Source organism: Agrobacterium sp. CNPSo 3708 (assembly GCF_028674915.1).
Lineage (GTDB): Bacteria > Pseudomonadota > Alphaproteobacteria > Rhizobiales > Rhizobiaceae > Agrobacterium > Agrobacterium cavarae.
Genome location: NZ_JAQZSF010000005.1, coordinates 305026 through 322435, shown reverse-complemented (window position 1 = coordinate 322435; position 17410 = coordinate 305026). Strand labels below are relative to the sequence as shown.

Sequence of the window (17410 nt, the reverse complement as noted above, 5' to 3'; positions counted from 1 at the left end):
CAAAGCATTTAAACAGGAGTATTTTGATCATCTTTATATCATCTTCAAGGACATGCTTGGATATGAACGAACTTGTTTAGGACAATTGCGAACAGGTTTCGACGTGTCAGAACTGAAGCTGGCAGTTCAACAACAATTGCGTCTATGGACAGATTTGCGTCCTCCGTCAGGCTCTTATCTCGATCGCGTGAAGTCTTGTTCCACTAATTTCTAGAGCACGGTGACCCGCTTCGACCCGGGCCTAAAGGAGGATGCGGTCGCCCGCTCTCGCGAATTGGAGATTGCTGCCAAATCGAGAACTTGATACTGAGACACAAGTTTTATCCTGGAGCACAACCAGCAGCGGATGGAAAACAGGCTCGAAGATTTCTCTGGTGTGGGCGTACTGCGTTGTCGTTACCGCGGGTCCGGCGTCATGGTCTCAGTGCTCAGGCGAGTGCGGATCGTTTTCTGTTGTTACAAGAAGCTGCTTGACCTCTTCGCCGCGCCGATCGGAGGACCTTATTTTCTCTGGTTACTGGGACGAAAGGGAACATTTTCCTGATGGCAGACCGTTGTGTACCGTCAAAGGCCACCACATGGTCGTCGACTCCCGGCACGAAGGAAGAATTCCTTCAGCGTGCGCTTGCTGCGCAAGCGGCATATCTTCCTGAGGTCCGCGCAGAGATCGGACCGGAAAGTGCCGAATGGATCAGCGCCCAAACATTTTTCTCCGACCAAACAGCCATCAAGGAGTTTATCCTTTTCGAACAATCGCGATATGCAGGCGTCGATCTCAAGACAGCCGGGGCGCTGATGATGAACGATTACAGCTACATCCTGGCCGCTGCAACCGTTCCGCTATTCACCGGTTTCGGCCTTATTCCCGACCTCTCACCCACATTTGTCGGACTTCGTTTTTATACGACCGAAAAACTGCATGAAGGAAAGATATACCGTGCTCGACGTGCCCACGTTCAGTTAGTCGAATCGCTCTTTTGGTACGGTCAGTTGGACAATGACATTGATGGCGAGAGGTTCAGAACCGAGCTTGAGAAGCATTTTCATCCCGTTGTCGAGCAGATCCATACGAAGACGGGGCTTTCACGTGCCGCACTTTGGCGCTTAGCGGGCGACGCGATCGCCTACATCTTTCTGGACACGGGACGCCGGTTTGACACCGTCAAAACGGCGAAGGCAGCGGCGATGCGCATTCTCAAAGTTTCTGGCTCGTCGTTAGCCAATCGCGAGCTTCATTACTTCGAGTTGGCAGAATTCGACAAACATCAACTGGAGGTTCGCGAAACTTTCCTGCAGCGCGGTGGCTGCTGCCGATTTTATCAGGTGGAAGGCGGCGCATATTGTTCTACCTGTGTCTTGAAAACTCCCGCAGACCGAGACGATGAACTTCGTCGCGCCTTCCGCAACCAACTTGGCATTGCCTAATCGATCCATTGCACCACCCGTCACGACGCCAGCGACCACCACCAACCCGGCCTTCCACGAATTTTCTTGCGCCCACCGCATCGGATCACTCCCTAGCGAAGCTGGCTCCTTTGCCGGTGAAGCAGCAGTCACCTGGGCCGGCGCGCTTCCCCCTCAGCCTGAGCAATCGCTAACGCAGCGCAGATGACGCTAGAGCTCACTCCACACCACAGTCCCATCTCGCTTCCTAATAAGCCGGAAATCCCAGACCTTTAACCCCGCTCTTGCCGCGGGAGAACCTCTGCGCAGCACCTTTCAAAAGATGGGCATGCGTGTGCTACTCTCGCATTGGGCGCTTGCGTCTCGAAGTTATTTTACAGGCCGGCCAGGATGAAGCGCATCCACATATCGAAATGTTGTCGCGATGCGCAATACCCCTAAACGATAGTGGCAATGGCTTCGTCATATTGGACTACGGTCGATCAATCAAAGCGCCTAATCCAACTCAACGTCTCTTCCATGTTGTCATATGGCTCGGGCAAGGCAATCAATCCGAGCTTGTAGACTTCGAACCGCACCATTTTCAGCGCTCCCGAAACTCGACGATAGTAATCGAGGACGATCCTGCGGTCGTTGTCTCCCAGTCACGGTTCGTCTCTCGCCTGGACTATCACGCCGCCGTTGAAGTCAAAAACCGGGCACGAGCTTCCTAATTTAGCTTCGAGTACCTGCCTTCCGCCAAGGCGCTCGATAATTTTATCGGACAGAATGGTCAGCCAGTTGATCGATTTGATATGAAGACCATCGCTACAAGCGGCCTCGACCCGAAACAAATTGGGGTCAGAAAAATCCAGGCCGGGAAATCGTCTCAGAGCCGGTAAGGTAGCCGCTCCCCAGAACTCCCGGAAAAGAAGCCGTGTTCGAACAGAACGCTAAAGCCGGCACCGCCGTGAACGGCATCGACCATAGAGCACCAGCGGCCAACGAGATCGCGAAAATAATGATATCCTTTTTCAACGATGAAGGAGCATGGAAAGTAAGCGCAAATGCTGGAATTTCCGTGCGGAAAAAGACGCTCGGGACCGCTCGCCGTGAATGAAATCGCCAAAGCCTGGGGCTTATCGACAATCTTCTTGTCAGGATAACCGAACACCATCGCGTCCATTGGCTCATCAGGTGAAATAGTGCTGGCCTTCTCGTCAAAATAATCGAGATAGGCCTCACCATCGATCATTGTCAGCCGGTTCGCGTCGACCTTGAGATAGTGCGATAACTGACCATGGAATAGGGCATGGTACTCCCTCAGTATTTTGCAAAGCGCCAGACGCGTCGCTACCGCTTGGCTATTCGAAAGGTAGAGCTCGAAAGCAAAACCCACTTTCGCGACAACGACGCCGTTGTTAAGCAACCCGACTTCATCAAGCCTTTTTGCATGATCAGATGTTAACTGTATCTCACTCATCGTTTCATCTCTCTAGGCGCGGCGATCAGGGCGGGCCGTGCCGGCCACGCAGGAGATAGAGTTCCAGCGCGAAAGAGATTTGAGAAATGACGGTGCTGCCAGCTCGACTTGTCCAGTTCTCTCACGATCTCAGATGAAATTTACATTTCGCCCATGACTAAACAAACGGCGATTTTTAAGCTGATATTTTTAAGATCCATCAATCGAACCGTTTGACCCAATTGATTGTCTCCTCCAAGGAATCTAGAGGCGGTGGCGCGTCGATCAACGGACGCTGGTGTTCGTTAAAGCGTATAGGCTGCATTACTCGGGAAACGTGTTGATACGCTTTCGGTATCACCCCCCTATTCACATCGCCCAATTCCGGTCTCTCACCCGCCTGAACAATAATTCCGCCGCTGTAAGGGTAAATAGGACATGATTTCCCCAAATCTTCTACAAGTTTCGCTTGTCCGCCAAGTTCGCTTACCAAACCGTTGTCAATAAACGTTAACCAATTTATGGTTCTTATAGCTCGTTTCCGTAGACGGTTCATGCGAACGTACCAACGAGAATGTTCGGGTACATCAAAACCAGGAAACCGTTTCGCAATCGGAAATGCAATTAGACGATCAGAAAGTCCCTGCCGTCCTTCGTTGAGCAGGATCGAAAGACCGGCGGTGCCATATGCGGGTTTCAGCTTTTCGCACCAACTGCCGATGAGCGATCGATAATGTTCATAACCAACTGCTTCTGGCCAGCTGGCGGGCATGTAAATGCTGATGCTTGAAAACTCTCGGGTTTCGGTTTCTCCGATAGCTTCAGCGTAATAGAGGGTGGGATCGTCGAGATCGCCTCCGTAGGGATACCCGAACAATGTGGCTTCGAAACCATCATCATTCTTCACATCGTCCGGCTTGCGTGCGAGTTCCCTAATATAGCTATCATAATCGACGCCACGCAAAGTACTCAGCTTGCGTCCATTATGTGGAATGTAGTGGGTCAGCTTCTCATTGAATATTTGTTTGTACTCGAGGATGACGTCCGCCATGGCCTCGCGCATTTCGAGGCTGGTTGCCTTTTGCAACGCAAAATCGATGTAGTGCCCGAACCGCAGCACGGGAACACCACGATCGGATGCGATGCCGACGGTGTCTAAAAAACTCCAGTCTCGGGCATCTGCGCTAAGCGCTCTTTCATCTGTCATTATTGCTTTCGCCTCACTAACGCTATTCGATCTGAAACTAGTATTCAATGGGCTGCAGCGGCCCGAAGCCGACAGGATCGGGAAGCGGTCCCTCGTTGATCGGCCTTTCCGGGTATTCTATGGGCGGCATGTCAATCTCCGACCCAGAGGCAAGCCGCGGCCACTTTGCAGTCCAACTCTTACCGATCGGACTTACCGAATGCGCTGGCCCATCCGGACTGACTAGATCAGCACCGCCTTAGGCTATTGCGCCAGCTCAGCTGGCAGGAACGGAAGGCTTTGTCCCTATCCAGCTTCAGAACCTTTCCCTGCACTCGAAGTCGTCTAGTGCCGAATGCAACAGCAAGCTTGGAACGGCCAGCGAGCTCAAATCCGACCTGAACTTTTTGACCGATCGCTCGTGGGCCGCGGTATTCCGACTGTGTAACACAAAGTAGACACACGGACTAAACGGCGAGAAGTCAGCCTAACTTACCAATTCTTCCGCGCGGTCATCGCCATAATCGGGACGGACGCTGATATCGCCTTGGCTTCGGAAATCCGGCTGAAACCGTCTTCTGCTATTGCAAATCGCGCACGCACGGCCACCAACCATAATCCAGGCCGCCTCTGTCACGCACGAACTATCCTAGCTCCGCAAATTGACCACGCTTGTCGATCTCCCACGTGGCTACCCCTGAGTTCAGATCGACCATGGCCGCTTCGAGACTGATGTGACGTTCGGCCGTTTGTATTATTCTCACTCCCCGCACAGTGACCCGGCCATCCAACCGCAAAACAAGCGATGACTTACCATTCCTGATCGTCATCGCGCCTGTGGCCTGATCTATCTCGATCATCGCCGCCAGCGCCATCATCTTTTTCCACGCATTCGTATCACCAAGCGTCTGGCGCGAAGCGTACGTCTTCCTGTCGGGTATCTCGGTCATGGCTTTGACATCCTAATCGTCGAGTTGAAGGGATGTTCAGTGTAAGTGGTGAAGGATCGACTGCATCACGAGATCGTAGCCCGTGATGCCGCCAAGCCGGGCGAAGAATTGCTCCGTCTCATCAACCTTTGGGGAGTAATGAGTCACCATCAGCACGGAATAGCGGACACCACCAGATGCGAACAGGCTGAGACGGATTTGTGCCTGGCCGCCACCGCCTGCCAGCTTATCAACGATGTAGGCGTAGGAACGCCCTATGCCGCCGCTGCCAAGCCCAGCCAGATCACCCTTCGTGGCAAGAGCCGGATTGGCAAACAATTTTTCGTTTTGTTTTAGCCAACCGCCAATGAGTTGATCGGCAACGGAATCGACCGCCTCGGCATTAGGTGGCGCAGAGCCTGCAGATGCCGCAATTATGATTACCGGCAGAGGATCATCGTCGCTATCCTGCTGGAGTTGCAACGTCCCCGGGAGGTCTCCCTTGAAATTATTGGAGGCAACGGAAAATTCTGACGGATAGTCCAGCGCAATGGTCCCTCTTGAGCCCAGCGGAAGATCAACCGCTTCAATCTGGCTTGACGCGAAACCTTCCTCTGGTCCCTCATCGAAGCCAAGTGAATTCGCCATGATCTCCGCCTGATTGGCGAACTGATCTCCATATTCAGTATCGCCTTCCATGAAGAAGCAGATCAGCATGTCTTGCCGAACCTGGCAGAGCGAACGCGCCGTCCTCTGCACCTTGCTTTGGTCCAGCGTCTGGCCACGAGCATCCGCGGAGGTTAAGGACGCATGATCCGCGTCGGTGATGCCATACCCATTTTCCATCAGCAACTGCTCGCTGACAGAAGGAGCCTCAGCGGCGAAACCAGGCCTCAGCACCGAGACCGTAACCTCGAAATTGTCACGCTCGTCGGGAACAAAAACCTGCGCCAGTTCGGCGCGTCCCGGAGCCTTGACGGCGTCGATTTTGCCCTGGAGCGTCGTGAGCGAATTTTCCTTAACTAGGAATGAAACCTTGACACCATTGCCCAGATCCAATGGCAGTCTGACATAACCAAGTTGTCTTGCGTCCTGATCGTCCAAGGTCCTTGGCCCGTCCAGTTGCTGTTGCTTTGCTTGTGCCTGCTCGGCGCCGGCGTGTGAAAAAAAAGAAGGGATTGTGAAAAGCGTGATCAGATATCTCGTTAGCACTCGACGCGGCAGCATCACCATCCAAATCTGGCCTTTCTTTTAACACATCCACCGAGACCGGGCGCAACTTCGAAGATGTAGAGTTCGCCACACTCAAACGGTTAGCCTCGTTCAATAACAGGCGGATTGTCGAGCCCATCGGAAACATTCCACCCCCGCCGAGGCCAAAGAACGATACGGTGCCTGAATAGCCCCGAGATTTGTAGACGCTTTCTTTCCTAAATTGAGTCAAGAAGCATCATGAGCAAATCGAATTTCAGCGAAGAGTTGAAGCGCGACGCGGTGCGCCAGACACCTTTTCTGAGCGGACAATCGCACAGCCTTCCATCTGAAGGCATTCAAGCTGCGCCTGCAAATCCTGACCAATTGTACTCACGCGGGCGTAACCGATGCGGGCCATGGTAACCTCAAGCTTTAGGCCCTAGGCTACCTTGTCACAAATATGCGCTGTCAACCCAGATGTTACAGCGCAAAGTGTCACACCGCTGGCGTAACACGGGGGGTATACCTCGATGTAACAGCTAGTTACTCAAGCGCCTGCCCTGAAAGATCAACGGCTATTCGAACGTAAGCCAAGGAACACCTTGCACTAGTTTTCCTCCGTGCGCGCATGAGTCGCCCATTCGGGCAACCTTTTTGCCCTCTATGCGGGCGACTGAAGAGCCTTCCGTGATCTTGTCAGATGTCGTCGGCACACCGCTACACAGACAGGAGTCGCCTACCGTGGCTACAGGAACACCATCAACGCTAACAAAACTTTGCTGGGTTGAAACGACAGGGCCGCCGATATGCGGTCTTGGCCCCGGATCAACCATGGGGCACACATGCATATGGCCCTTCAAAGTGACCGCACGGGAAACCATGTAAACTTCCTTTTCTAAATGTTCGCTCCAACGGCATGATTTAAGCGCGAAGCCGCTGGGGAGGCATTTAAACGGTGTTAGCATCAGCCCCCGATGGAACGGACCGACTGGGGCGGGTAGGCGGCATCATCCATAAGCTGTAATTCATGTGCTTGCGCCAAAATCGCCATGTGTGGCACGGCGTCATATATTGAGAGACTAGTTATGTCCCTGCTCCCTCCTAGTGCGAGAACAGGCTTGAAACCGTAAACTTGATCTATGCCGAGCTTGCCTAGTTTTGAACGGGCTCGTTTGAACAATTTTTTCACGTCGGCATCGTACTCATCAAAGCTCGGATCATCGAGCATCATTAGTTGGCTAGTAACAGAAAGGTTCGGGTCATGAGATTTCCCATTCACTAGAGCCGGACACGAAACTCTGCCTTTCACGAGATCGATGATTACGTCTTGATGCGCTTCATTCCAAGCAATGATTGTCCCGAAGGCACCGAAACCGAGAGTGTATGTTTGCTCAGCACGTATTTCTGGATCATTATCGAATACCAGCTTTAGAATACCGCTATATCGGTTAGGATCGCAAAACTGGAAATATCCATCTAGAACGATGCCTGTTCCGTTTTGTTGCCAGAATTCCACCATTGCGTCAGGAACTTTCCCACGATAATCTTCGGCATTAATAGTCTCGCCGCCTTGCGGAGCGCCGAAATCAGCGACAATCGAAGCTAGTCTGGTCTGATAATCTTTCACGGAACCTCCAGATAATAGAATTGCCAAAATACTATGACGTCGGTACGCCGCCGGGGCTTCCCTGACCCTCATCGGCGCCGCTATTAGCACCACCAGATTGTCTATTTGAGTTCGGCGTTTTTTCGTCTTCACATATTTTTAGATCTGCGTTGGTTTTTTGACCTTTCTCTTTCGCATTGTTCGCATGGTCCTTTAGTTGTTGTAGTCGTGTTTTATCAGAACCCTTTGCCGTTTTGGACCATTGCGAGCCTATCGAGCGATTTGCTGACCGCGGACCCATACCACCATTTTCTGGTGAAATTCGTCCAGTACCTCCCGCAGAAAGATCCGGCGTATGGATCACGTCCATCGTCTTAATATCGTTTGCGGCGGCGGTCCTGGCAGCTTCTCTCGTCATTTCGCCGTTTTGCTTGAGTATTTCAGTCGCTCTATTTCTAATCCATGCTTCACGAGCGTTAGCTCGATCTAATGCGTCCTGCGTACCACGACCAATTTTCTCGTAATTATCCATATTTTTGATAAGTTGGTCGGGAGGAATATCGTTTATCGCATCTCGCTGTTCTTCGAGTTGTCGCTTGAATTCTTTAATCTCATCCGGTGTCGAGCCTGGAGGCGGATTGAAGCAATCGATCTCACCACAATCAACGCAGGGCTTAGCTACGGCTTGATTTTGAGTGTCTGCCTCAGCGGCCGCGTCTGCATCCTCCATGTAACTAGCCAACGCTTCGGCAGCCGCACGTCCCGCGTAGCCGCCAACCCTTGACCCCACTGCACGCCCAATCCAAGCTCCTACAGGGCCGCCAAATACACCGCCGATAACACCACCTAGAGCGCCGCCAGCAAGTTGGCCGCCTGCTTGTCCAATCGTTCCAGCAACGGCGCTCATGTTACGGCACCTATGATATGAGTGTTAGACGCAGTCGCTTTATTCTTTGGTGATAAAGTTCTCACATCTGGACAGTCGACATTTTTAGCAATTAATTTTTTGACAGGGTCAAGTGGATAAGAAACATCCATGATCTTGCTTTCCAAATCGGCAAATGTCGAACGAGGCAGTCTTCATAGTCTAGAAAGCACTATTTCGGACTTGATTTCGCTCATCTATTTGCGCGTCAGATTGCTGCTCTATTAGAACGTCCTCACAGAGGAACGAGATATTGCCGCCATAGCTGCAACTGATTGAAACTAGTTTCCCCGTGTTCATATAGCGTTGATATCTGGCAATCTGGGCGACGACTTCCTCTCGATCACTGATCCTTCCTTCGAAAAGGTGCGACCAACCTACTTCGGAGTTAGAAATGTATCGATCCGGAACCTTATCGAAATCCCATACGAACACGTTTGAAACGATCGAGCCTTCCCATAGGCCGGACACGTTTAGCATATGCAGGCTGGACGTTTTGATGATCGTGTTCATGCCGCCGGACTTAAGCTTGAACAAAAGAGTTTTTGCCGCACCACTCAATGTAAGGTCAGCGACTAGACTGTCATGGATTCCACTTAGTGCCAGTCTCCCCGATGCATCTGTCTCTAAAGCCATTGTAATCTCCTGAATTTATGAGCTAGGAATATCGCGCCAAGGAACCGGTGGGTCGCCAGCGTGGGGGGGGCGAGCAAACCCTCGATCTGTATGACTTGGTGGCCCGCCGCCCGGTGGTCTTCCCCAGTCATGCGAATGATCACCAGCACCTATACCAGACTCATTAGGGTGGCCAGCGTCTCGGTCGGTTAGTGGGAAGCCGTCGTCGCCATAAGTGCGGCTGTTGTCGGGGCCGTGTACGGTAGAGCCGGGTTTCCCTTTAAATGGTGGATTTTTTTCACTCTTTTCGACCTCTTCGCAATCTTCACAGGGTTTTGCCGCCTCTTGATCCTGAGTTTCTTTGTCGGCGGCTTCGTTAGCGCTCTCCATGTAGCTGGCAAGAGCTTCGCCAGCCACACGACCCGCCATGCCACCAACTTTCGAACCAATGGCACGGCCTATCCATGTTCCAATCGGCCCAAAAACGCTGCCAATGGCTCCTCCTAGTATACCACCACCAATCTGACCGCCCGTTTGTCCGATAGTTCCAGCAGTGCTCAAACGGCGGCATCCTTTATGATCCCAGAGCGCAGCGCGTCTACCGTATGCCCTATAAGCGCTTTGACTTGGTTATCTGGCGTAGTTTCTTTTTGTTGAATAAAGCTCCTGACCTCTGGTAGCTCTGCTGCTCTGCCATCCGACAGCACCATCACAGATGCCCACCGGGCTCGGCCACGCTCGGTTTTGATGCCGAGGTCGTCAGCCGGCACCTCGCTTGCGAGAGTAGCACCCCAGAAGAAATCGTCGTTTAGGCCGGCAAAATGCGGAGGCGGATTTGCTTTTAAAAACCGGGCTATCCTCAGCCGGGAAGAGTGCAGCATTGCAGCTTTCAGCTTTTCCATTTGATCCTGTTCAATGCGCAATGGGCCGGACGGGGCAGCGGGCAGGTCTGCTGGCGCTTTTACTCTTTTTACCCCGCCATAATCTGGTGCGTTCAACACGACGCAATCTGCTGGACCGAGGAATCTGGCAAGCTGCGGCCTCGTCAGAATTGGGAGAAGAGCACCGAGAACGTTAGGGTCCCAATGGCGGAACAACACGCGTTCGTACTGAGATAAGTTTGTTGTAGGCAGATCGCCACCGGTCTGCTCCAGTGGGATCAAGACCTCATTGAGAGTGCGAAGATGGCGATAGAGCACTTCTATTCCTGAGGAGCATGACCAATAGACAGCACACGCGTGTTTTGAATCCAACCAGCCGATGTAAGAGCGAACCGGGATAGCCGCGAGATCAACCAACCATGGCCCTGCCAAACGAAAATCGGCTGACGCACCTTCGAGAAACAATGACCGGGCAACGATATTTTCGTCTTGGAGCATGCGCGGTAGATTATCGAATGCGCCCCCATCGAGAACGACGGAAACTGGTCCCGTCATAGTCTCCACGGCTTGTCGTGTTAGCTCAGCGGTTTCGTTCGGATTTGGGAGATCAATTATAGGAGTATCAGTCATCATCAGATCCTTACGAATGGAGTGGAGTTCCTAGACATTGACTTCAAGCAGGAGCCGCCTTCACCCGGTCCGCCTTTCCTGAAGTTGATCTGGTTGCCCTCAATATCGATCTTCAGCGCGAAGAGTTTGATGCCACTTTTCGTGAGAGAGATGTAGCCGCCCGGCGTGGAGAGCCTAATTTCGTCATCCCCGAATATCTCCCAGATATTTGCTTCACCGTGATACTTTTCCTCAGACACAAGATTGTAGAGCTTGCCGACATTGACGGTGATCTTCTCACCGACACGCGTATACTGGCCCTTTCCAACCTCGACATATTGCTCATTGCCGATAGTCAGGTTCTGCTGTTTTCCAACCTGCCGGACTTCGGTCTGGCCGATATTTGTCACCTTGCTGACGCCGATTTGCTCAGCCTTGGCTACACCAACCGACGTGGATTGAAACGCTCCGATGATCGTGTTCATAATGCCGGGCAGCGGGAACAGGCCTGAAGCATCGCTGCCGACGCCTGTACCTGACCCGGCAAGAGCGGTACCTGCGTCGGCCCTTGGGCTTGGCCCCGATACGACACCCTCGCGCGAAGACAAGCCTCCGGCTCCAAGGAAGCCAAGCGCCGATGAGGCAAGCGTGGTGGCAAAGGCCGCAACACCCGGACCACCGCCACCCGCTATCTGCGCCGCCTGACTGAGTAACCCCGCCGTCTGCCCAGACAGCGCCTGCACACCCGCCATAGCCATCATCGCCATCGGCCCTGTGCCACCAACGACGGTGTTTACCGATCCACCGATCTCGTGCTTCTGGTTGCCCGATACCTCCACCGCCCGGTTGCCACCGATGGAAGCGACCTCATGCCGGTCGATGCGTTTGGTGCGGTCGTTCAGAACACGAGTGGTCTGATCCTTCTGGGCATGGAAGAACTGGTTCTCCCTTCCCGCCTCATCCTCGAAGGTGATCTCGTTGAAGCCCTGGCCCTTGTGCGTGTTGGAGCGCAGCACCATGCGGGTTTTGTTGGCGGGAAGGTCGTAAGGCACGGAGTTGGCAGGGTTGTTGACCACGCCTGTCACCAGCGGTCGATCAGGGTCGCCATCGACGAAGGCAACCATCACCTCCATGCCGATGCGCGGGATGACCTGCGCACCCCAAGTGCCGCCGCCCCAGGCCTGGCTAACACGCACCCAGCACGTATCTGTCCCATCCTTCTTGGCCTTGCGGTCCCATGGGAACCACAGCTTGATGCGGCCATATTGGTCCGGGTGGATTTCCTCTCCCGCCGGGCCTGCAACGATCGCTACCTGTGTCCCCTCGATCCGTGGGCGCTTGGTCTGTCGATGCGGAGTCAGCGGCACGCGCGACGGGATGGCTTCGAAGCTGTTGCGGTATTCGGGCTCGTTGCCGTTTGTCTCATAGGAGCGATCGACGATGGTGTGGGTCGCCTTGATGATCACATGCTCTTCATACTCATGCTCGGGATGGGCTACTTCATAAGGCGTAAAGCGTCGTCCGGCTTCGAGGATGCGGGAGGTGGATGCGCCGAAGACGCGGTCGTGGTCGGCTTCGATCGCCTGGGTTCGAAGCTTCTGGGCGCGTTCGGCTTCTGCCACCGTCTTGATGCGGGAGGGATACTCGTAAAGCTCGCGCTTGGTCGCACCCGGCATCTGCACCAGAGATGGCGTCATCGTTCCCGGCACCATCGAAGGTGTCTCGAAGTTCCAGTCGGCACCGGCACGCTGGCCCGGCACGTAGAAGAAGCGGCGCGCCCAGTCATTGATGTGGTTGCGGTCCGAAGAGCCCTGCGCCAGCCTCACTCTGCCTTCACCTTGAGCGGAAGGAGATGGTCCAAGCCAACCATTGGCGCTATCGGCCACATGCAGCTTGTGGGAGCCATCCTCATGGCTGAACCAGTAAAACAGCCCGTCCTCTTCGAAGCGTCGCAGGAGGTAATCGAGGTCCGTTTCGTTCCATTGAACGCTGTAATGCTGCGGTGGCGGCGGTGTGATGATGCCGGATGTGTCGGGTGCAGGAATGCCGTGTTCGGAAAACAGCGTCTCGGCAATCTCAACCACCGTCTTGTCCATCCAGATACGGCAGTCGGAGCGGCGCGAGAGCAGCCACATTTGCGGGCGGATGGTCATGGCGTAGGAGCGAAGGCCGCGAGTGATGGGCGGGCCTTCATGCAGCTCCGTCACCAGACCGTTGAATGGTCGGCGCACTCCGCTTCCTTCTTCGCCATCGCCCTGTTGCACCTCCACAGAAACATCGATCAGACGGCCGATCAGTTCCTCGGGCTTGACTGACTCCTTCTTGGCGCGGACGCTGAGGTTGATCTCAAAGAGTTGCGATACGCCTTCCTGGATCACCATGCGTTCGGGAAGAAGCTGGTCTTCACCCAGCGGGGACTTGACCTTCAGAACGCGGCTCGCCTGGATAAAGTCAGACGATGAGGGCTGGTCGGTCATGGTCTCTCTCCGCGATCAATCAAATGAGAAGCGACACGCATGGACTGTGGCTTTCACTATGACCTGTTGTGAAGCAAAGCGGCTCAACCCTGCTTCCAATACCTGGAACTGCCTGTTCGCCATCGAACGAGCTCACACAATTTGCTCAAACACCGCGGTAGCGTCCGTCAACGACGTTCCCCTACGAGATATGCGTATTTGAATTTCGTCGCGTTGTTTGGAATGGCATCCGCTTTGGGCCCAAACATCACGTCCGAGGTGAGAACGGTACCAATCTCCTTTGTCGTGGGCGCGGTGCCAAGAAGATATATATCCCTCGACAAGAACATCTGATTGCCGAAAGAGTTTGCAACAGCATAGTTTACTTGAAGGGCGAATGCGCTGTGCCCGTGCTGAAGGAGAGCCTGGCTGATCTTTGCTTCATTGGCCCGTATCCACTTCCGCAACCACACGGAAATCGCACCTTCGTTCAGAGCAGCTGCAGCCTGGCTGAAGACGGCAGCAGCAGCCCCGCCAACTGCGGCCCGCTGATTGAATTGTCTAGGGCCGTCCGGGAGGCTCATATAGGAGAGATCTGGTCCCCTACCCATTTTTTGAGGGGCAAGGACCTCATCTTGCCGAACCGGCCGGACGATGAAATTATCTGTAGAAACGGAAAAATTGGGCATTCAAGACGCCTCCCTTGTGGACGGTACAACCGATTTACGCGGCTCCATCAGCGCTTTAGCGCTATTGGCCCGCATGGCCCGGATGGGGTGATCCGGTGCCCTGTGGAAGGGCACCGGATCAGTTTCCTCAGGCGGCCTTGGTCGTCGCCAGATCGTAAGATGCGATCATTGGAGACTGCGGCGAGTTGTTTTCGTCTGCAGGCGTATACTTCACCTCGATCTTCGTGAAGTTCAGCTTGATCGTCTCGACGGGACGGTCACCGCTGGAATCGACCGAATAGCTGGCGATCAGCGTATTGGTAAGGAGATACTGAATATAGGTATTGCCGGGATCCCCAGTCGTTACCAAATGAATGGTAGCAGTTTTACCCTGGCGGCCAGCGCATGCTTCTTGAAACAGCTTGGTGGAGGAGGAGTCGCTGACCTTCGTGAGAATGACTTCCGAAATGGTCGGCTCGGATGCTTCTCGATTTGCTGCAGAGCCCGCAGCGGTGTTCATGTTTCGCGTCACATTCCAGTGGATGGCTTCGATGTCCATCCACTTGCGATGTTCCTGATGAGTCGCATCACCCTGAATACCGTCCAACTGCAGATAAATTGGCATGCTGTAAGCTCCTGTTTGAAACGACCTCTTGCTCCGAGGCCCTGTTACCTTTCAACCTGACGCCGCACACGCCGGGTTGCCCCTTTGGATGCGACAACTTCATCCACCCCGGCAGCATCTGCCGAAGCGAAATCGCCCGTTTCCCCAGCCGCTTCGGCATGAACGCCGAACCGCGTACCGTCAAAATCGACAGTGACCATGCCTACCTTTTCACCGGCAACAACCCTCTCAAGGAAGAAGCTGGAAAGGGGTGGCAGGAGGTCCTTGCCCATCATGATTTCGATTGCGCGTGCTCCGATGTCGCTGGAGCCCGCCTTATTGACCAATGCCGCCCGCGCCGTTTCGGAGAGCGACAACTCCGCGCCGTAGGTCGCCCTGACCCGATCGCGGACTTTTTCGATCTGAATGTCGACAATCCTTGAGAGCTGTTCGGCTCCCAGGGGCATGAATGGCAGAATGATCGTGCGACCAAGGAAGGCTGGCTTGAACTGCTTCGTCAGTTCCGGCATCAGCAGCGCTTCTAGGGCCTCGCCTTCGGGCATCGTCTCAGGATCCGCAGCGAGCGCCGACAACAATTCCGATCCGGTATTGGCGGTCAAAACGATTGTCGTGTTCTTGAAATCCACATCGCGGCCTTCGCCGTCTCGAAGAACACCTTTGTCGAAGACCTGGTAGAAGATATCCTGAACACCCGCATGCGCCTTGTCGATTTCGTCGAGCAGAAGAACGCCAAAAGGACGACGTCTCACGGCCTCTGTCAGCACACCTCCCTCACCATATCCCACATAACCGGGAGGCGAGCCGAGGAGCAGCGAGACTTTGTGCTCCTCTTTGAACTCAGACATGTTGATGGTCGTGAGGTGGTTGCTGCCGCCGTAGAGGAAATCGGCCAGTGACAACGCTGTCTCCGTCTTGCCGGTACCCGACATGCCGACCAGGAAGAAAACCGCGGGGGGACGTCGTGGATCGGATAATCCTGCGCGTGCAGCACGCATGGCGTCGGCAATTCTATTGATTGCCGCGTCTTGTCCAATGACCCGCTGCTTCATCCGATCATCGAGTGTTCGCGCACTTTCGATCTGGTCTGCAAGCAGCTTGCCAAGCGGAATGCCTGTCCAGCGCGATACCACCGATGCTATGACCTCACGGTCGACCACGGTGGGGACAAGTCTATCGGCCTCAGACTTAGAAGAGGCAAGCCTTAGAGGCGCCACGTTCGACTGGGTAAGCTTCTCATCTGTTTCTCCCGATGCAAGAAGTTCCCGCATCTCAAGATCATAGCGCGCCTGCAATTCGTCGATTTGCTGCCCGACAGAAGCGATCGTCTCCTCTATGGCTACCATACGCGCAGCCAATTCATGACTGGCTGGTTCACGCTTCAGCCAATCCAGCTCAATCATGAGAAGGCTTTGCTCGCTTGTCAGGGCGCGCAGCTTCTCCGGCAAGGTTTGCCGGGCGAGAGAAACCGCCGCTGCAGCCGTATCCAGCAGGCTGACCGCCTTGTCGGGGAGCTGACGCGCAGGCAGATACCGCGCTGAGAGCTGCACCGCCGCAACGATCGCATCGTCTCGAACAATCACGCCATGATGTTTGACGAAGGTGTCCGCCACACCTCTCAACATGCGGATGGCTGTCGCTTCATCCGGCTCGCGAACATGCACGGGTTGGAAACGCCGGGTCAAGGCAGCGTCTTTCTCGAAATACTTCTTGAATTCGCTCCACGTAGTAGCGGCAATCGTTCTCACCTCTCCACGCGCAAGCGCGGGCTTGAGAATATTGGCTGCATCGCCTTGTCCTGCAGCACCGCCGGCGCCAATGAGCCCATGCGCTTCGTCGATGAATAAGATGATTGGCTCAACCGATTTCTTAACCGCGTCGATCACGCCGTGGAGCCGACGCTCAAATTCGCCTTTGACGCCCGCTCCTGCCTGAAGGAGCGAAAGATCAAGCGTCAGCAGCCTGACGTTCTTCAGCTTTTCGGGGACATTGCCGGAAACGATCTCAAGTGCGAGGGCTTCCGCCACAGCCGTCTTTCCAACGCCCGCCTCGCCAACAAGGATGGGATTGTTCTGCCTGCGCCGCGTGAGGATATCCACAATCTGGCGCAGCTCATCATCCCGCCCGATGACCGGATCAATCCGGCCACCTTGTGCGTCAGCAGTCATGTCCTGAGTATAGAGACGCAGGAACTCGTTCTGCTCGGCAGAGCGCACCTTACCGTCCTCAAGCAGTTCTGCCTTGCCTATGGGAGCGTCGTCCTCGGCACTCCGCAGTCTCTGAAGAGCGTTGCGATCCATGCTTTTTAAAGATGGCAAAGTGGACCGAACGAGGGTTCTAAGCGATTCCTCCTCGTTGAGTGCCAAAAGAAGATCGGCCAGAACGACGTGCTTACGGCCAGCCTCAAGCGACGCTAGCAGCCAAGCTTCTCGACCCGCTGCGAGCACGTTCTGCGACAGCGAGAGATCCTCTCCATTGCCGACAACGGCGTCCTCAAGGCTACGATCGATCTCCGCCAGAAGACGCTGACGCGGAATGCTCAACTCGTCGAGGACACCAACAAATTTCTCAGATTCTACAACCGATTTCAGCCAATGAGGAACGTCGACGTAACGGTGACCCATCCTCACTGCAACCGAAGCAGCAGCTTCCAAGGCTACGCGCAGCTCAGGCTCAAGCGCTCCGATGAGGCGATTGAGATCGATATGCGACATGCAAGTGCCTCCTGCCCTTGGTCAATCCACAACGTTGCGTAGTACAATTAAGATGATGAAACCGGCTTGTCTAGCCAGAAGTTGATTTTTTTATTTCGCAGCTTAAAACGTAGATGCCGCAATTTAGACACATTTTGAAGAAGTCTGTCTAAAGTCTGAT

Annotated in this window: 15 protein-coding genes and 1 pseudogene; 1 reads left to right on the top strand and 15 read right to left on the bottom strand. The window is 54.2% G+C overall.

The features are described from left to right. Positions 1-543: 543 nt before the first annotated feature. Positions 544-1425, top strand: coding sequence for a (2Fe-2S)-binding protein (locus PVA19_RS13330; protein WP_274102868.1), 882 nt, complete (start codon positions 544-546; stop codon positions 1423-1425). 623 nt (positions 1426-2048) lie between these two features. Here the strand turns inward: PVA19_RS13330 and PVA19_RS22430 are convergent. The 15 genes and pseudogenes from PVA19_RS22430 to tssH form a co-directional block, all read right to left on the bottom strand. Beyond that, positions 2049-2237, bottom strand: coding sequence for a type VI immunity family protein (locus PVA19_RS22430; protein WP_443111637.1), 189 nt, complete (start codon positions 2235-2237; stop codon positions 2049-2051). 35 nt (positions 2238-2272) lie between these two features. After that, the gene (locus tag PVA19_RS13325) at positions 2273-2866 is read right to left on the bottom strand and encodes a hypothetical protein (protein ID WP_274102867.1); all 594 of its coding nucleotides are present in this window, start codon (positions 2864-2866) and stop codon (positions 2273-2275) included. Between the two features lie 199 nt (positions 2867-3065). Then, entirely contained in the window at positions 3066-4052 is a 987-nt protein-coding gene (locus tag PVA19_RS13320) for a type VI immunity family protein (protein ID WP_274102866.1), read from the bottom strand. A 623-nt stretch (positions 4053-4675) separates the two neighbouring features. After that, positions 4676-4981, bottom strand: coding sequence for a hypothetical protein (locus PVA19_RS13315; RefSeq protein ID WP_274102864.1), 306 nt, complete (start codon positions 4979-4981; stop codon positions 4676-4678). 36 nt (positions 4982-5017) lie between these two features. Next, positions 5018-6193, bottom strand: coding sequence for a hypothetical protein (locus tag PVA19_RS13310; RefSeq protein WP_274102863.1), 1176 nt, complete (start codon positions 6191-6193; stop codon positions 5018-5020). A gap of 256 nt (positions 6194-6449) precedes the next feature. Next, positions 6450-6572: pseudogene (locus PVA19_RS13305) on the bottom strand (recombinase family protein); the annotation flags it as partial. A 157-nt stretch (positions 6573-6729) separates the two neighbouring features. Continuing rightward, positions 6730-7035 (bottom strand): PAAR domain-containing protein, encoded by a 306-nt coding sequence (locus PVA19_RS13300; protein WP_274102861.1) that lies wholly within the window; start codon positions 7033-7035, stop codon positions 6730-6732. Between the two features lie 83 nt (positions 7036-7118). After that, positions 7119-7781, bottom strand: a complete 663-nt coding sequence (locus PVA19_RS13295) for a GAD-like domain-containing protein (protein ID WP_274102860.1) — start codon at positions 7779-7781, stop codon at positions 7119-7121. A gap of 31 nt (positions 7782-7812) precedes the next feature. Further along, positions 7813-8667 (bottom strand): polymorphic toxin type 15 domain-containing protein, encoded by an 855-nt coding sequence (locus PVA19_RS13290; RefSeq protein ID WP_274102859.1) that lies wholly within the window; start codon positions 8665-8667, stop codon positions 7813-7815. Positions 8668-8847: 180 nt separating this feature from the next. Next, a complete protein-coding gene (locus PVA19_RS13285; protein WP_274102858.1) occupies positions 8848-9321 on the bottom strand; it encodes a hypothetical protein in 474 nt (157 codons plus the stop codon). A 536-nt stretch (positions 9322-9857) separates the two neighbouring features. Continuing rightward, on the bottom strand, positions 9858-10811 hold the full coding sequence (locus tag PVA19_RS13280; RefSeq protein WP_274102857.1) for a DUF4123 domain-containing protein: 954 nt from the start codon (positions 10809-10811) through the stop codon (positions 9858-9860). 2 nt (positions 10812-10813) lie between these two features. Beyond that, the gene (tssI, locus tag PVA19_RS13275; RefSeq protein ID WP_274102856.1) at positions 10814-13267 is read right to left on the bottom strand and encodes a type VI secretion system tip protein TssI/VgrG; all 2454 of its coding nucleotides are present in this window, start codon (positions 13265-13267) and stop codon (positions 10814-10816) included. 167 nt (positions 13268-13434) lie between these two features. Then, positions 13435-13935 (bottom strand): hypothetical protein, encoded by a 501-nt coding sequence (locus PVA19_RS13270; RefSeq protein WP_113189914.1) that lies wholly within the window; start codon positions 13933-13935, stop codon positions 13435-13437. A 127-nt stretch (positions 13936-14062) separates the two neighbouring features. Next, positions 14063-14539: an Hcp family type VI secretion system effector gene (locus PVA19_RS13265; protein ID WP_062426859.1), complete on the bottom strand. Its 477-nt coding sequence runs from the start codon at positions 14537-14539 to the stop codon at positions 14063-14065. Positions 14540-14583: 44 nt separating this feature from the next. After that, entirely contained in the window at positions 14584-17250 is a 2667-nt protein-coding gene (gene tssH, locus PVA19_RS13260) for a type VI secretion system ATPase TssH (RefSeq protein WP_274102854.1), read from the bottom strand. Positions 17251-17410: the final 160 nt, after the last annotated feature.

What these genes read in the sequence shown, in the direction of transcription:
- PVA19_RS13280 (WP_274102857.1), bottom strand. Translation starts at nt 10,811, where the DNA reads ATGACTGATACTCCTATAATTGATCTCCCAAATCCGAACGAAACCGCT.
- PVA19_RS13300 (WP_274102861.1), bottom strand. Translation starts at nt 7,035, where the DNA reads ATGGTTTCCCGTGCGGTCACTTTGAAGGGCCATATGCATGTGTGCCCC.
- PVA19_RS13265 (WP_062426859.1), bottom strand. Translation starts at nt 14,539, where the DNA reads ATGCCAATTTATCTGCAGTTGGACGGTATTCAGGGTGATGCGACTCAT.
- PVA19_RS13270 (WP_113189914.1), bottom strand. Translation starts at nt 13,935, where the DNA reads ATGCCCAATTTTTCCGTTTCTACAGATAATTTCATCGTCCGGCCGGTT.
- PVA19_RS13285 (WP_274102858.1), bottom strand. Translation starts at nt 9,321, where the DNA reads ATGGCTTTAGAGACAGATGCATCGGGGAGACTGGCACTAAGTGGAATC.
- PVA19_RS13315 (WP_274102864.1), bottom strand. Translation starts at nt 4,981, where the DNA reads ATGACCGAGATACCCGACAGGAAGACGTACGCTTCGCGCCAGACGCTT.
- PVA19_RS13325 (WP_274102867.1), bottom strand. Translation starts at nt 2,866, where the DNA reads ATGAGTGAGATACAGTTAACATCTGATCATGCAAAAAGGCTTGATGAA.
- PVA19_RS13310 (WP_274102863.1), bottom strand. Translation starts at nt 6,193, where the DNA reads ATGGTGATGCTGCCGCGTCGAGTGCTAACGAGATATCTGATCACGCTT.
- tssI (WP_274102856.1), bottom strand. Translation starts at nt 13,267, where the DNA reads ATGACCGACCAGCCCTCATCGTCTGACTTTATCCAGGCGAGCCGCGTT.
- PVA19_RS13290 (WP_274102859.1), bottom strand. Translation starts at nt 8,667, where the DNA reads ATGAGCGCCGTTGCTGGAACGATTGGACAAGCAGGCGGCCAACTTGCT.
- PVA19_RS13320 (WP_274102866.1), bottom strand. Translation starts at nt 4,052, where the DNA reads ATGACAGATGAAAGAGCGCTTAGCGCAGATGCCCGAGACTGGAGTTTT.
- PVA19_RS13330 (WP_274102868.1), top strand. Translation starts at nt 544, where the DNA reads ATGGCAGACCGTTGTGTACCGTCAAAGGCCACCACATGGTCGTCGACT.
- tssH (WP_274102854.1), bottom strand. Translation starts at nt 17,250, where the DNA reads ATGTCGCATATCGATCTCAATCGCCTCATCGGAGCGCTTGAGCCTGAG.